12 protein-coding genes and 1 riboswitch are annotated in these 15,602 nt (G+C 67.1%); of the genes, 2 read left to right on the forward strand and 10 right to left on the reverse strand.

Translation table 11 applies throughout. From position 1 onward, the window contains the following. Nucleotides 1–107: 107 nt before the first annotated feature. From greA to carA, 3 genes are read right to left on the reverse strand one after another with little or no spacing between them, the layout of a single operon-like run. Nucleotides 108–590 (reverse strand): transcription elongation factor GreA, encoded by a 483-nt coding sequence (greA, locus tag FA89_RS15900; protein ID WP_036142061.1) that lies wholly within the window; start codon nucleotides 588–590, stop codon nucleotides 108–110. Next, entirely contained in the window at nucleotides 587–3,814 is a 3,228-nt protein-coding gene (gene carB, locus FA89_RS15905) for a carbamoyl-phosphate synthase large subunit (protein ID WP_036142063.1), read from the reverse strand. The genes greA and carB overlap by 4 nt, the downstream gene beginning before the upstream one ends. A 58-nt stretch (nucleotides 3,815–3,872) precedes the next feature. Continuing rightward, a complete protein-coding gene (gene carA, locus FA89_RS15910; protein ID WP_036142067.1) occupies nucleotides 3,873–5,012 on the reverse strand; it encodes a glutamine-hydrolyzing carbamoyl-phosphate synthase small subunit in 1,140 nt (379 codons plus the stop codon). A gap of 216 nt (nucleotides 5,013–5,228) precedes the next feature. On the opposite strand from carA, the gene FA89_RS15915 reads away from it, so the two are divergent. Continuing rightward, a complete protein-coding gene (locus tag FA89_RS15915; protein WP_036142070.1) occupies nucleotides 5,229–5,912 on the forward strand; it encodes a 2OG-Fe(II) oxygenase family protein in 684 nt (227 codons plus the stop codon). On the opposite strand, the gene FA89_RS15920 is transcribed toward FA89_RS15915, so the two are convergent. From FA89_RS15920 to hrcA, 6 genes are all read right to left on the reverse strand, one after another. After that, nucleotides 5,909–6,916 carry a sodium:calcium antiporter gene (locus tag FA89_RS15920; RefSeq protein ID WP_036142073.1) on the reverse strand — a complete coding sequence of 336 codons (1,008 nt, stop codon included), beginning with the start codon at nucleotides 6,914–6,916 and terminating at the stop codon, nucleotides 5,909–5,911. The two genes, FA89_RS15915 and FA89_RS15920, sit on opposite strands and share 4 nt — an antisense overlap. Before the next feature lie 19 nt (nucleotides 6,917–6,935). Beyond that, a riboswitch (yybP-ykoY riboswitch) is annotated at nucleotides 6,936–7,129 on the reverse strand. Nucleotides 7,130–7,224: 95 nt separating this feature from the next. Next, nucleotides 7,225–8,019 (reverse strand): 4-hydroxy-tetrahydrodipicolinate reductase, encoded by a 795-nt coding sequence (gene dapB, locus FA89_RS15925; protein WP_036142076.1) that lies wholly within the window; start codon nucleotides 8,017–8,019, stop codon nucleotides 7,225–7,227. A gap of 54 nt (nucleotides 8,020–8,073) precedes the next feature. Further along, nucleotides 8,074–9,207: a molecular chaperone DnaJ gene (gene dnaJ / locus FA89_RS15930; RefSeq protein WP_036142079.1), complete on the reverse strand. Its 1,134-nt coding sequence runs from the start codon at nucleotides 9,205–9,207 to the stop codon at nucleotides 8,074–8,076. 127 nt (nucleotides 9,208–9,334) lie between these two features. Continuing rightward, a complete protein-coding gene (gene dnaK, locus FA89_RS15935; protein WP_036142082.1) occupies nucleotides 9,335–11,263 on the reverse strand; it encodes a molecular chaperone DnaK in 1,929 nt (642 codons plus the stop codon). A gap of 91 nt (nucleotides 11,264–11,354) precedes the next feature. Continuing rightward, a complete protein-coding gene (gene grpE / locus FA89_RS15940) occupies nucleotides 11,355–11,891 on the reverse strand; it encodes a nucleotide exchange factor GrpE (RefSeq protein ID WP_036142085.1) in 537 nt (178 codons plus the stop codon). Between the two features lie 87 nt (nucleotides 11,892–11,978). Then, entirely contained in the window at nucleotides 11,979–13,040 is a 1,062-nt protein-coding gene (gene hrcA / locus FA89_RS15945; protein WP_036142088.1) for a heat-inducible transcriptional repressor HrcA, read from the reverse strand. Nucleotides 13,041–13,173: 133 nt separating this feature from the next. On the opposite strand from hrcA, the gene recN reads away from it, so the two are divergent. After that, nucleotides 13,174–14,844 carry a DNA repair protein RecN gene (recN, locus tag FA89_RS15950; protein WP_036142090.1) on the forward strand — a complete coding sequence of 557 codons (1,671 nt, stop codon included), beginning with the start codon at nucleotides 13,174–13,176 and terminating at the stop codon, nucleotides 14,842–14,844. 50 nt (nucleotides 14,845–14,894) lie between these two features. Here the strand turns inward: recN and FA89_RS15955 are convergent, their stop codons facing one another. Beyond that, the gene (locus FA89_RS15955) at nucleotides 14,895–15,524 is read right to left on the reverse strand and encodes a response regulator transcription factor (protein WP_036142093.1); all 630 of its coding nucleotides are present in this window, start codon (nucleotides 15,522–15,524) and stop codon (nucleotides 14,895–14,897) included. Nucleotides 15,525–15,602 lie beyond the last annotated feature (78 nt).

The following is a 15,602-nucleotide window of genomic DNA, read 5'->3' on the forward strand; positions in this document are numbered from 1 at the left end:
AAGCCCGCCCCACACCCCGGTAGGAGCGCACGATGTGCGCGATACAGGCAATGCGATAGGCGCGATGGACGTGCGCCCACACACCCCATCGCCCACATCGTGGGCTCCTACCGGTAGCGGACGCCCTTGATCTCGTAGGTCTTGGTGCCGTTGGGTGCGACGAAATCGAACTCGTCGCCCTCGTTCTTGCCGATAAGGGCGCGAGCGATCGGCGAGGACACCGCGATGAGACCCTTCTTGATGTCGGCCTCGATATCGCCAACGATCTGGTAGGTCACTTCCGCGTCGTTGTCCAGGTCGATCAACTCGACGATGGCGCCGAACACGATGCGCTTGCCGACGGTCAGGCGCTCGGTGTCGATCACTTCCGAGTTCGACAGCGCCGCTTCCAGCTCGTTGATGCGGCCTTCGTTGAAACCGTGCATCTCGCGCGCCGCGTGGTATTCGGCGTTTTCCTTCAGGTCGCCATGCGCACGGGCTTCCGCCACGGCCGCGACGATCTCGGGGCGCTTCACGCGCTTGAGGTAATCCAGCTCGTCACGAAGACGGTCGGCACCGATGGCGGTCATGGGAGGACGGGTGGCGCTCATGCGTTCAGCTCCTTGTGCAGGTCCTGCAGGCTGTTCACTTCACCATTGGCGTGGAAATCCAGCGAATGCACGAGGGCACGCGCGCCGGCCACGGTGGTGGAGTACGTGACGCGCTGCTGCAGCGCCTCGCGACGGATGGAGAACGAATCCGAAATAGCCTGCTTGCCTTCCGTCGTGTTGACGATGTAGACCACTTCGCCGTTCTTGATGAGGTCGACGATGTGCGGGCGACCTTCGAGCACTTTGTTGATGCGCTCGCACTTCACACCGTGGCTTTCCAGGAACGCAGCCGTGCCGGTGGTGGCGACCACGACGTAGCCGCGGGCCGTGACATCCTGCGCGATCGGCAGCAGGCGATCCTTGTCGGCATCGCGCACCGACATGAACACCTTGCCCTTGGGTGGCGCGTGGATGCCCGCAGCCTCGTGACCACGCGCGAAGGCGGCGCCGAACGTGCGGCCCACGCCCATCACTTCACCAGTGGAGCGCATTTCCGGCCCGAGGATCGGGTCGACGTTCTGGAACTTCAGGAACGGGAAGATCGCTTCCTTGACCGAGTAGTACGAGGGGATGATCTCCTTCGTGGCGCCCTGGTCGGCCAGCGAGCGGCCGGCCATGGCCCGCGCAGCGATCTTCGCCAGCGACATACCGGTAGCCTTGCAGACGAAGGGCACCGTACGCGAGGCACGCGGGTTCACCTCGAGGATGAACACCTCGTCGCCCTGGATCGCGAACTGCGTGTTCATCAGGCCGATGACCTTGAGCTCGCGCGCCAGTTCGGTGACCTGCCGGCGCATCTCGTCCTGCACTTCCTGCGACAGCGAATACGGCGGCAGCGAGCACGAGGAATCGCCCGAGTGCACGCCCGCTTCCTCGATGTGCTCCATGATGCCGCCGATCAGCACGTTGCCCTCGGCGTCGGCCACGATGTCCACGTCCACTTCCACGGCGTGGTCGAGGAAGCGGTCGAGCAGCACCGGCGACTCGTTCGACACCTGCACGGCCTCACGGATGTAGCGCGAGAGGTCGGCGTCGGCGTAGACGATTTCCATGGCGCGGCCACCGAGCACGTAGCTCGGGCGCACGACCAACGGGTAGCCGATCTCGCGGGCCAGGGCCAGCGCCTCGTCGGCGTTGCGCGCGGTGCGGTTCGGCGGCTGCTTGAGCTTGAGCTTCTCGATCAGCTTCTGGAAACGCTCGCGATCCTCGGCGATGTCGATCGATTCGGCATTGGTACCGATCACCGGCACGCCGGCGGCTTCGAGCGCACGCGCCAGCTTCAGCGGGGTCTGCCCGCCGTACTGCACGATCACGCCCTTCGGCTTCTCGAGGTCGACGATCTCCAGCACGTCTTCCAGCGTCAGCGGCTCGAAGTACAGGCGGTCGGAGGTGTCGTAGTCGGTGGAGACGGTTTCCGGGTTGCAGTTGACCATGATGGTCTCGAACCCGTCCTCGCGCAGCGCCAGCGCCGCGTGCACGCAGCAGTAATCGAACTCGATGCCCTGGCCGATGCGGTTGGGACCGCCGCCGAGCACGATGATCTTCTCGCGGTCGGTCGGGTTGGCCTCGCACTCTTCCTCGTACGTGGAGTACATGTACGCGGTGGTGGTGGCGAACTCGGCGGCGCAGGAGTCCACGCGCTTGTACACCGGGCGCACGCCCAGCGTGCGGCGCACGTGGCGCACGGCGGCTTCGTTGGTGTCGACCAGTTCGGCCAGGCGCGCATCGGAGAAGCCCATGCGCTTGAGCTCGCGCATGCGCGGCTCGTCCAGCGCGGTCAGGCCCTGGCGCTGTACCTCGCCCTCGGTCATCACGATGTCTTCGAACGCGGCAAGGAACCACGGGTCGATGCGGGTCAGCGCGTGCACTTCTTCCAGCGACAGGCCGGCGCGGAAGGCATCGGCGACGTGGAACACGCGGTCCGGGCGCGGCTCGCGCAGCTCGCGCTTGAGCGTCAGGAAGCCTTCCTCGCTGCCGATGTCCAGGCCGGTCGGGTTGAGGCCGGTCTTGCCGATCTCCAGGCCACGCAAGGCCTTTTGCATCGATTCGGTAAAGGTGCGACCCATCGCCATCACCTCGCCCACCGACTTCATCTGGGTGGTCAGGCGCGCATCCGCGGCCGGGAACTTCTCGAAGGCGAAGCGCGGGATCTTGGTGACCACGTAGTCGATGGACGGCTCGAACGAGGCCGGCGTGAGACCGCCGGTGATGTCGTTCTTGAGTTCGTCCAGCGTGTAGCCGACAGCCAGCTTGGCGGCCACCTTGGCGATCGGGAAGCCGGTGGCCTTGGAGGCCAACGCCGAGGAACGCGACACGCGCGGATTCATCTCGATGACGACCACGCGGCCGTCCTCGGCGTTGATGCCGAACTGCACGTTGGAGCCGCCGGTGTCCACGCCGATCTTGCGCAGCACCGCGATGGAGGCGTTGCGCAGGCGCTGGTATTCCTTGTCCGTGAGGGTCTGCGCCGGCGCGACGGTGATCGAATCGCCGGTGTGCACGCCCATCGGGTCGAAGTTCTCGATCGAGCACACGATGATGCAGTTGTCCGCCTTGTCGCGGACCACTTCCATCTCGAATTCCTTCCAGCCCAGCACCGATTCCTCGACCAGCACCTCGTGCACGGGCGAGAGTTCGAGACCGCGACCGATGATCTCGACGAACTCTTCCTTGTTGTACGCGATGCCGCCACCCGAGCCGCCGAGCGTGAAGCTGGGCCGGATGATGGTCGGGAAGCCGACGGTGGCCTGGATTTCCAGCGCCTGCTCCATCGAACGGGCCACTTCGGCCTTCGGGCATTCCAGGCCGATCTCGGCCATGGCGATGCGGAACAGGTTGCGGTCTTCCGCCATGCGGATGGCTTCGCGCGACGCGCCGATCAGCTCGACGTTGTATTTCTCGAGCACGCCGTGGTCGGCGAGGTCGAGCGCGCAGTTGAGGCCGGTCTGGCCACCCATCGTCGGCAGGATGGCGTCGGGACGCTCCTTGGCGATGATGCGCTCCACCGTCTGCCAGTTGATCGGCTCGATGTAGACCGCATGGGCCGTATCGGGGTCGGTCATGATCGTGGCGGGGTTGGAGTTGACCAGGACGACGCGGTAGCCCTCTTCCTTCAGCGCCTTGCAGGCCTGGGCACCGGAGTAGTCGAACTCGCAGGCCTGGCCGATGACGATCGGGCCGGCGCCGATGACGAGGATGGTCTTGATGTCTGTGCGCTTGGGCATGGTATCTCTCGCAAACGAAGCGGATGGATGAGGGGATCGGGGACAGCGCGGCGCGTGGTTACGCGCGCTTGGCCCGGTGCTCTTCCATCGAGGCGATGAACGTGTCGAACAGGTAGCCGACGTCTTCGGGGCCCGGGCTGGCTTCCGGATGACCCTGGAAGCAGAAGGCCGGCCGGTCGGTGAGCGCGAAGCCCTGCAGCGACCCGTCGAACAGCGAGGTGTGCGTGATCCGCACGTTGGCCGGCAGCGTGGCGGGGTCCACCGCGAAGCCGTGGTTCTGCGAGCTGATCAGCACGCGGCCGGTGTCGTGGTCCTTTACCGGGTGGTTGGCGCCGTGGTGGCCGAACTTCATCTTCAGCGTCTTCGCGCCCACCGCCAGGGCCAGGATCTGGTGGCCCAGGCAGATGCCGAACAGCGGGATCTTCGTGTCGAGGATCTGCCGTGTCGCTTCGATCGCGTAGTCGCAGGCGGCCGGATCGCCCGGGCCGTTGGCCAGGAACACGCCGTCCGGATTCATCGCCAGCACGTCCGACGCGGGCGTCTGCGCCGGCACCACTGTGATCTCGACGCCGCGACCGGCGAGCAGGCGCAGGATGTTCTGCTTCACGCCGAAGTCGTAGGCCACGACCTTGAACGTCTTGGGCACGTTGTGGAACGCCTGCTTGTCGAGGTCGTAGACGCCCTCGGACCACTGGTAGGTCGCGGTGGTACTGACCACCTTGGCCAGGTCCATGCCGTTCAGGCCTTCGAAGCCACGTGCCTTGGCCACCGCCGCATCGGCGTCGATCGCGTCGCCGGCGACGATGCAGCCGCCCAGCGCGCCCTTCTCGCGGAGGATGCGGGTGAGGCGACGTGTGTCGATACCGGCGATGGCGACGATGCCGTGGCGCGCAAGATACTGCGGCAGGGGCTCGACGCTGCGCCAGTTGCTGGCCAGGCGCGGCACGTCGCGCACGATCAGGCCGGCGGCGTGGACGCGGTCGGACTCGACGTCCACCTCGTTGGTGCCGGTGTTACCGATGTGCGGATAGGTGAGCGTGACGATCTGGCGGGAGTACGAGGGGTCGGTCAGGATTTCCTGATAACCGGTCATGGCGGTGTTGAACACCACCTCACCAATCGTCTCACCGCGAGCACCGACCGCATGGCCGTGAAAAATGCTGCCGTCTTCGAGAGCAAGCAGAGCAGGTGTACGCATGGGATGGCCGCCTTCGGGTGCAGCAAAGCCCGCAAGCCTGCATTGAGCGGCTCGTGGGCCTTGGGGATAAGGGATCGCTGGGCGGGTAAGAATGATAGGTGTGAAGGCCGCTTTTGTCCACCCGGGATGCATGAACGGCGGCGCGGCGGAATATCGCTGGGACGCCGGTCCGACGCGATACAATGGCGACGAGCCAGACCACCCGAGAACCGTCGCATGCTGCTCGATCCCGCCCGCCTGGAACGTCCGGACACCGACATCCGGCACGAGCCCTTTTCGTTCATGATCGCCCACGGCCAGCTGCCGGACGAGTGCCGGTCGGAACTGGAGCGTGATTTCCCGCAATACACCAGCGCGGGGTTCTTCCCGTACGACGCCAGCGATTGCGGCCCGTCGGTGAACGAACTGGTCGAACAGATGACGTCGCGCGCCTTCTCGGCCGCCATCGGCCGCCACTTGGGCATTCCCGGGCTGGAGACCTACCCCACGCTGGTCACGCTATGCCGCCTGCTCAACCGCCGGCACGGCACCATCCACACCGACAGCAAGTCCAAGATCGCCACCGCGCTGATCTACCTGAATCCGATGTGGCCCGACACCAGCGACGGCTGCCTGCGCTTCCTGCGATCGATCAACGACATCGACGATATCGTGGCGCCCGAGCTGAAGCCGCTCTACGGCGAGTTCGCGGTGTTCCGCCGGGCTGAGAATTCCTTCCACGGCCACCTGCCCTACGAGGGCGAGCGCCGGGTGATCCAGGTGGCCTGGCTCACCTCGGAAGAAGAGAAGGCCCGCAAGACCAAGCGTGGCAAGTTCTCGCGGGTGTTCAAGAAGATCTTCGGCAAGCTGGACCGCAAGATGGGCGCGGACCGGGATCGCAACGCCTCGCACCCGGACTAGCGCACCCCGAACCACCAGCCGACGAAGATGGCGAACACGCCGTAGAGCGCGCCGATCGGCATCAGCCAGCGCGCCTCCACGGAGCCGCGCCGGAACATCGCCCACAGCGCCACCACCGCGACCATGGTGATCGCACCGGCCACGATCAGCGGCGTATCGAACAGCCACGGCGTGGCGAACAGCGCGAGTGAACTGGGAATGGTCGCCTGGATCATCATGGCGCCGGAGATGTTGGCCAGGGCCAGCCGCTCCTTGCCCTGGCGTACCCAGATCAGCGCGTTGACGGTCTCGGGCAGCTCGGTGGCCACCGGACTGAGCACCAGCGCCACGATATGCGGCGATAGCTGGAAGAAGTCACCGAAGGCCTCAAGCTGCCAGACGAAGGTGCGCGAGGCGATGGCGATGACGAGCAGGGCCAGGCCCGTCTGCAACGCCACCCAGCCCATCGACGGATTGGCGTCGCGCGGACGGAAGGTCAGCGGTTCCAGCGCCTCCTCTTCCGGTGCCGTAGTGTCGTCGCGCATCTCACGCCACACGTAGGCCACGTAGGCCAGCAGGAACAGCACACCCAGCCAGGGCTTCCAGGCGAAGGCCACGAGGCCCAGGCCCACCTTGACGATGAAGATGGCCAGGAACCAGGACTGGTCGCGCGCCAGGCGCTGGTTGTCGACGCGTACCCGCAGGTCCGGTCGGTTCAACCGCTTGCGACCCGCATACAGCGCGAAGCCGACGACCGCATAGGCGATCGTGGCCAGGACCAGGGGGCCGCCGAGCGCGGCGCCCACGCCGATATCCTTCGCTTCGGGTGTCTTGCCGAACATCACGGCGACGAAGGTGACCGCGCTTTCGGGAAGTGCCGTGCCGAAGGCGGCAAGCACCGTGCCGGTGGCGGTGGCGCCGAGGTTGAGCTTGCGCCCGAACCACTCGACGCCGTTGACGAAGTATTCGCACGCGAAATAGATGGCCCCGGCGGAAACCAGGAACAGGAAGCATGTCAGCAGCATGGATAATCTAAGGCCGAGCGAGCGAGAACATACCGATGGCTCAACGACACCGCTCGCCCGGCCCGGGTAAGCATGTCGCTGGCCAAAGGTCTCGCCGGACGGGCAGCGTACTCTCCTACGCTGCTGCCGTTCGCGCCATGGGGCCGAGGCCACCAAGTGTGTTGACGCGAACTCTCCTGGGTACGGAGATGGCTACTCCCCAATGACTTCGGGCGGAATCCTACCACGCCCCGCAGCCACCCCCAACCCCACCGCCGTAGGAGCCCACGATGTGGGCGAAAAAACCAGATCGCCTCACCCCTCCCCCATCAAACCCGCGTCCCGATCACATCCTCGATCGTCCACCCACCCGGCGCACGCCCCGCCATCCACGCAGCGGCTTCCAGCGCCCCGCGTGCGAAGATCGATCGATCCGTCGCCCGATGCGCAAGCTCGATCCGCTCGCCCTGCCCCATCAGCAACGCCTGGTGTTCGCCGACGATGTCACCGCCACGCACCACCGCGAACCCGATCGTGCCGGCCTGACGCGCACCCGGACGCCCCTCGCGCGTATAGACGGCCAATTCATCCAGCGTGGCGCCGCGACCGGCGGCCGCGGCGTGGCCGAGCGCCAGCGCCGTACCGGACGGTGCGTCTTCCTTGCGGTTGTGGTGCGCCTCGACGATGTCCAGGTCCCAGCCGGGCAAGGCGGCGGCGGCTTCGCGCAGCAGGCGAGTCAGCACCGCGACGCCCAGGCTGAAGTTGGCCGCATGCAGCACGGCGATGCGCTCGGTGGCACGGATCAGGCGCTCGCTGAGGGCGGGCCCGAGGCCGGTGCTGCCGGTGACCAGCGAGGCGCCGCTCGCCTCGCAGTAGTCCAGCGCAGCGGCCAAGCCTTCCGGGCCGCTGAAATCCACCACCACGTCGATGTCGGCGGCGCCGGCCCAGGCGCTGAAACGCAGGGCGGAGACGTCGCCGTAGGCGGCCTTGCCCAGGCGCGGCGAGGCCGACGACACCACCGCCCGCACGGCGTCGAAACGCGCATCCTCGCGCACCAGGCCGAGCAAGGCGGAGCCCATACGGCCGGAGGCGCCGCTGATGGCGAGACGGACGGGACGGGTCATGGGGCGGAACCTCGGCGATGAACGGACGGCCATGCTAGTGGATGGCCGTCCGGCTTACGAGGTGACCTTCGACCAGAAGTCCTTGACGCCGTCGATGAACGTGGTGGAACGCGGCGTGTGCTTGGCGGCTTCCTCGCCGACGAACGTGGCCTCGAGCTGCGTGAGCAGTTCGCGCTGTTCCTTGGTCAGGCGTACCGGCGTCTCCACCACGACGGTGCAGACCAGGTCACCCGTGCGCCCGCCGCGAACCGACTTCACGCCGCGGCCGCGCATGCGGAACTGGTGCCCGGTCTGGGTCTCGGGTGGCACGCTGACCGCGATCTCGCCCTCCAGCGTCGGCACCATCAGCTCCGTGCCCAGCGCGGCCTGCGCGAAACGGATCGGCACCTCGCAGTAAAGGTCGCTGCCGTCGCGCTGGAAGATGGCGTGCTCGCGCACCCGCACTTCCACGTACAGGTCGCCGGCCGGCGAACCGGCGGGACCGGCTTCGCCCTGGCCCGTCAGTCGGATGCGGTCGCCGTTGTCGACGCCCGCCGGAATCTGCACGGACAGCGCGCGCTGTTCCTCCAGCCGCCCTTCGCCGTGGCACTTCTTGCAGGGCTTGTCGATCTTCTGTCCGGTACCGTGGCAGGTCGGGCAGGCCTGCTGGATGGAGAAGATGCCGTTCTGCATGCGCACGCGGCCGTGGCCGGCGCAGGTACCGCACTTGGACACCTTGCCGTCTTCCGAGCCGCTGCCGTTGCAGTGGTGGCAATTGACCTGGGTCGGGATCTCGATCTTCTTCTCGACGCCGAACACGGCCTCTTCGAGATCCAGGTCCATCATGTAGCGCAGGTCGGCACCGCGGCGCGCGCGCTGGCGGCCACCGCCACCACCGAAGATGTCGCCGAAGATGTCACCGAAGATGTCGCCGACGTCGCCGAAGCCTCCACCGCCGCCGCCACGACCGAAGCCGCCGCCCTCGAAGGCGGCATGGCCGTACTGATCGTACGCGGCGCGCTTCTGCGCATCCGACAGCACGTCGTAGGCTTCCTTGGCTTCCTTGAATTTGTCGATCGCCGCCGGGTCGTCCGGATTGCGGTCGGGATGGTACTTCATCGCGACGCGACGAAAGGTCGTCTTGAGTTCGCCGTCAGTGACGGTGCGTTCGACACCGAGGATTTCGTAGTAGTCGCGCTTGCTGCTCATGGCACGCTTGCTTTCCCTGGACGGACGAACGCGCCGAGAGGTTGCCCTTCGACGCGATCGTGCCGGTTAACCGATAGCGTGCCGCAGGTATGGAACCCGCGGCACGCCGTTGCCTTGTGGGGACGAATTACTTCTTCTCGTCCTTGACCTCGGTGAACTCGGCGTCCACCACGTCGTCCGGCTGGGCCGAACCGCCGCCCGGTGCCGACTGCTGCGCGGTGTCCTGCGTGCCACCCGACGACTGCGCCGCGGCGGCCAGGGCCTGCGCGACCTGCTCGAGGTTGGCGATCTTCGACTCGATGGCGTCCTTGTCCTCACCAGACAGCGCCTTCTCCAGCTCGGAGACCGCACCGTCGATGCTGGCCAACTGCTCGGCCGGGATCTTGCCGCCGTGCTCCTTCAGCTGGCTGCGCGTGGCGTGGACGAGCTGGTCGCCCTTGTTGCGCACCTGCACCAGGTCGTGGAACTTGCGGTCCTCTTCGCGGTTGGCTTCCGCGTCGGCGACCATGCGTGCCACTTCCTCGTCGGACAGGCCCGAACCGGCCTTGATCTCGATCTTCTGTTCCTTGCCGGTGTCCTTGTCCTTGGCGGACACATGCAGGATGCCGTTGGCGTCGATGTCGAAGGTCACTTCGATCTGCGGGGTGCCGCGCGGCGCCGAGCGGATGCCGGAAAGATCGAACTTGCCCAGCGACTTGTTCGCGTTGGCCCGCTCGCGCTCGCCCTGCAGCACGTGCACGGTCACGGCGTTCTGGTTGTCCTCGGCGGTGGAGAAGGTCTGCGAGGCCTTGGTCGGCACCGTGGTGTTCTTCTCGATCAGCTTGGTCATCACGCCACCCATCGTCTCGATACCGAGCGACAGCGGGGTGACGTCGAGCAGCAGCACGTCCTTGACGGTACCGCCCAGCACGCCGCCCTGGATGGCGGCGCCGACGGCGACGGCCTCATCCGGGTTGACGTCCTTGCGCGCTTCCTTGCCGAAGAAGTCCTTCACGGCTTCCTGGACCTTGGGCATGCGGGTCTGGCCGCCGACGAGGATCACTTCGTCGATGTCGGAGATTTTCAGGCCGGCATCGTTCAGCGCGGTGCGGCACGGGTCGATGGTGCCCTTGACCAGGTCTTCCACCAGCGACTCGAGCTTGGCACGGGTCAGCTTGATGTTCAGGTGCTTCGGGCCGGTAGCGTCGGCGGTGACGTACGGCAGGTTCACGTCGGTCTGGTGAGCCGAGGACAGTTCGATCTTGGCACGCTCGGCGGCGTCCTTCAGGCGCTGCAGGGCCAGCTGGTCCTGGCGCAGGTCGATGCCCTGCTCCTTCTTGAACTCTTCCACCAGGTAGTCGATGACGCGATTGTCGAAGTCTTCGCCACCCAGGAACGTGTTGCCGTTGGTCGAGAGCACTTCGAACTGCTTCTCGCCGTCGACGTTGGCGATCTCGATGATCGAGACGTCGAACGTGCCGCCGCCCAGGTCGTACACGGCGATCTTGCGATCCTTCGCGGACGTCTTGTCCAGGCCATAGGCCAGCGCGGCCGCGGTCGGCTCGTTGATGATGCGCTTGACCTCGAGGCCCGCGATCTTGCCCGCGTCCTTGGTGGCCTGGCGCTGGCTGTCGTTGAAGTAGGCCGGCACGGTGATGACGGCCTCGGTGACGGCCTCGCCCAGGAAGTCCTCGGCGGTCTTCTTCATCTTCATGAGGACCTTCGCGGACACTTCCTGCGGGGCCATCTTCTTGCCGTCGGCGGTCTGCACCCAGGCGTCGCCGTTGTCATGCGCGACGATGCCGTAGGGGACCAGCTTGAGGTCCTTCTGCACTTCCGCGTCGGTGAACTTGCGGCCGATGAGGCGCTTCACCGCGTAGAAGGTGTTCTTGGGATTGGTGACGCTCTGACGCTTGGCCGGCGCACCCACCAGGACTTCGTTGTCCTTGGTGAAGGCGACGATGGACGGCGTGGTGCGATCGCCCTCGGCGTTCTCGATGACACGCGCGGTCGACCCTTCCATCACTGCCACGCAGGAGTTGGTCGTACCGAGGTCGATGCCGATGATCTTGGCCATTGAAGTTGCTCCGTTTATATCTAAGCGGCCCCCGCGGCCGCGACTGGTGTGGAAAATGGGGGTAACCCCCATCGATTCAATATCTTCGGTATCAGTTATCGCGAACCACGGCGACCAACGCCGGGCGCAGCAGGCGATCGTTCAGCACGAACCCCTTCTGCACCACCGCCACCACCGTGTTGGGCGCGTGCTCGTTCGACTCGACCGAGCTGATCGCCTGATGGTGCTCCGGGTTGAACGGCTGGTGCAGTGGATCGACCACCGACAGGCCGTTGGCCTGGGTCACCTTTTCCAGCTGCTTGAGTGACATTTCCAGTCCCTCGCGCAGTGTCTTCGCATCGGCCGACTGGTTGGCCAGGCCGAGCGCGATGCCGTCGTAGACCGGCAGCAGGTCGCCCAGCAGCTTCTCGTTGGCGAAGCGACGCGCCTGGTCGAGGTCGCGCTGCATGCGCCGGCGCTGGTTCTCGATCTCCGCCTTTTCGCGCAGGACCGTCTCGCGGGCTTGTGCCAGCTCGACTTCCATCGCGGAAAGCTGGGCGTTCAGCGCATCGAGCTCGGCCTGTGCGCCGTTCTCGGCGACACCGCCGTCCTGCGCCGGATCGGGCGCGTGGGGATCGTTGTTTTGCATGATTACTCCAAATGTCAGCTCACCGGCCCCGCGGTGACGCGGGGCCGAACATTCGCGGGAATTACCAAACCCGCCTCCCGTGCCGGTTTATGAGGTCGCCGCGGCGCGATTCAAGGCGTCACTGAGCAGCGCGGCCGTGGCCTGTACCACGGGGATCACCCGCTCGTAGGCCATGCGGGTCGGTCCGATGACGCCGATCGCGCCCAGCATGCGGCCGGGGGTGCCGTAGGTGGCGGTGACGATGCTGCAGCCGTCCAGGGCCGCGAAGCCCGATTCCTCGCCGATGAAAAGGCGCACGCCGGGGGCCTGGACGCACATTTCCATCAGCTGGAGCAGGTCGCGCTTCTGCTGAAAGGCGTCGAAGAGGTCGCGGAGCCGTTCGATGTCGGCCAGTTCCGAGTAGCCCATGAGGTTGGTCTGACCGCTGACCAGCACGTCGTCGGCGTCGTCCACGGGCGTAAACGAGGCGGTGGCCAATTCCACCACACCGGATAGCAGGCGATTCAGTTCACCCCCGGCCTCGCGCAACTCGGTGGCGAGGTGGGCACGTATGTCCGCCAGGCGGAAGCCGGCGAACTGCGCATTGAGGTAGTTGGCCGCCTGTTCCAGCTCGGTGGCATCCAGCGGCTTGGCCAGCTGGACCACCCGGTTTTGCACCTGGTTGTCCGAGAAGACCAGGATCACGAGGACGCGCGCGTCGGGCAGGCTGACGAAATCGATGTGGCGCAGCGGGAAGTCGCCCTGCCGCGGCACCGTGACCACGCCGGCGAACCGGGTCATCGCGGAAAGCAGGTGGGACACGTTGCCCAGCAGGTCGCGCGTGGTGGTCTGGTGCGGCGGCAGGCTGCCCTGCAGGCGGGCCATCTCGTCGCGCGGCAGCGGTTTCAGCTCCAGCAGGCTGTCGACGAACAGGCGCAGGCCGCGCGGGGTGGGAATGCGCCCCGCCGAGGTGTGGGGCGAGGCCACCAGCCCGGCGTCTTCCAGGTCGGCCATGATGTTGCGGATGGTGGCCGGGCTGACTTCCAGGCCGGACGATCGCGCCAGCGTGCGTGAGCCGACCGGCTCCCCATCGGACAGGTATTGCGAGATGAGGGTCCGCAGCAGCCGGCGCGCGCGAGCATCGATGTCGTGACCGGAGAACGGATTCATGCGCCTGACTGGTGTGGAAAAGGGGTGGAACGTGGCGCTATCAATAAGGTCTCGCCGCTCTGCTTGCAAGTCTCGGCTTCTGCGACGCGCCTGCCGCTACAATCGGCGCGATTCCCTTCGCCGCACGGTCGCCATGCTCACCTCGCTCTACGTCCGCCAGTTCGCCGTCGTCGAAGAAGCCGAGATCGCCTTCGGTCCCGGCCTCACCGTGGTCAGCGGCGAAACCGGCGCGGGCAAGTCCCTGCTGGTCGACGCACTGATGCTACTGGCCGGCGCCCGCGCCGACAGCGGCATGGTCCGGGCCGGCAGCGACCGCGCCGAACTAGCCGCCGAATTCGACCTGGCCGGCCTGCCCGAAGCCACCGAGTGGCTGCGCCAGGAGGAACTGGACGACGGCGAGACCTGCCGGCTGCGCCGCGTGATCCGCACCGAGGGCAGCTCGCGCGGCTGGATCAACGGTCGCCCGGCCAGCCTGGCGCAGATGTCCGCACTGGCCTCGCGGATCGTGGAGATCCACGGCCAACACGAGCACCAGGCGCTGCTCTCGCGCCAGCACCAGATGGCCCTGCTGGATGCCTACGCGGGCAACGAGGCCCGCCTGGCGAGCGTGCGCGACACCGCGAAAGCCTGGCGCGACGCCGTGGCCCGCATCCGCACCCTGTCCGGCGGCGACGACCGCGAACGCCAGATCGAACTGCTGGCCCACGAGCTGGAAGAACTGGACCGCTGGGCCCTGGCGCCGGCCGCCCTGGACGACCTGGAAGCCCAGCACCGCCGCCTCGCCAACGCCGGCCGGCTGGCCGAGGGCGCCAACGGCGTGGTCGAGATCCTCGATGGCGAAAGCGAGTTCGCGGTCGGGCGCGCCCTGCTCCGCGCCCATGCCGAGGTTTCCCGGCTTGCGGAACTGGATGCCTCGCTGGTGCCCACGCTCGAATTGCTCGACAGCGCGCAGATCCAGGTCGGCGAAGCCGTCGACGGCCTCGGCCGCTACGCCCAGGATGTGGAGCTCGACCCGGAGCGCCTGGCCGAGGTGGATACCCACCTCACCCACCTACACGACCTGGCCCGCCGCTACCGGCTGCCGATCGAGGAACTGACGGCCAAGGCCGAGGAGATCCGGGAGCGCCTGGCCGAACTGGAAGGCGCCGGCGACGCGCTGGACCGCCTGGCCCACGAGCGCGACCGCCTGCGCACCGCCTGGGATAGCGCCGCCAGGGCCTTGTCCGACGCCCGCGGCGAAGCCGCCGGCCGGCTGGGCGCCACGGTCGCCACGCTGATGGGTGAACTGGGCATGGGCGGCGGCCGCCTGGTGGTGTCACTGGAGCCGGCCGAGGGCGACGAGCCCGATCCGCAGGGCCGCGAGCGCTGCGAACTGCTGGTCAGCGCCAACCCCGGCCAGCCGCCCCGCCCGCTACGCAAGGTGGCCTCCGGCGGCGAGCTGGCGCGCATCAGCCTGGCCATCGAGGTCGCCACGCTGGGCAACGACAACATCGGCTGCATGATCTTCGATGAAGTGGACACCGGCATCGGTGGCGCGGTGGCCGAGGTGGTCGGGCAGAAGCTGCGCGCCCTGGGCGAGAACGTCCAGGTGCTGTGCGTGACCCACCTGCCCCAGGTGGCCGCGCAGGGCCATGCCCACCTGCGCGTGGCGAAGGAAAGCGACGGCGATTCCACCCGCACACGCATCCACGCCCTGGATGCCGGCGGCCGCCGCGACGAGCTCTCGCGCATGCTGGGCGGGGTGGAAATCACCAAGGAAACCCGCGCCGCCGCGAAGAAGATGCTGGACCGCGCCCAGGGGTAACCCGGTACGCCGCCCGCCGGTCAGGGCTCAGGCGCTCAGGCGCGGCGGGCTCACGCGCGGATCAGGCCGCGCTCCTGCGCCATGCGGTAGAGATCGAGCTCCGAGCCGGCGTTGAGCTTGTTCATCACCGCGGCGCGGTGGATATAGATCGTCTTCTGCCCGATACCCAGCTCCGCCGCCACCTGCTTCGGCGCGCGTCCGGCTGCCAGCAAGAGGAAGACTTCGCGCTCACGGGCGGTCAGCCGACTGAACGGGTCCAGATCGGCCGAGGGCCGGCCCGACCGGCGCTGACGCAGGTCCGAGCTGAGGTATTGCTCGCCGCTCAAAACCGAACGCACCGCGGCGACCAGTTCCTCCGGGGCCACGCCCTTGGTCACGTAGCCGCGCGCGCCACGGCGCAGCGCCTCGGACACGTAGGGCTCGCCGTCGTGCATGCTCAGCACCACGATCTTCATCGTGGGCGCGATGCTGGCCAGGTGCTCGATCAGGGGCAGGCCACTGCCGTCGGGCAGGGACAGGTCCACCGCCACCAGGTCGGGGCGATGCTGGGTCACGGCATCCACGGCCTCGTCGGCGTTGCGGGCTTCGGCGACGACATCCAGATCGGGTTCGAGCTCGATGAGCCGCTTGAAACCTTCACGAACGATGGCGTGGTCATCTACAAGAGCGATTCTTGGCATGGGCAGAATGTAACAGGCAAACCCGACGCGTGCGTATGGGCGACGCCGGGCGTCGGGCAGCCGCATCCGCCGTGTAAC

It is taken from the genome of Luteibacter sp. 9135, from assembly GCF_000745005.1.
In the GTDB taxonomy this organism is placed as follows: domain Bacteria; phylum Pseudomonadota; class Gammaproteobacteria; order Xanthomonadales; family Rhodanobacteraceae; genus Luteibacter.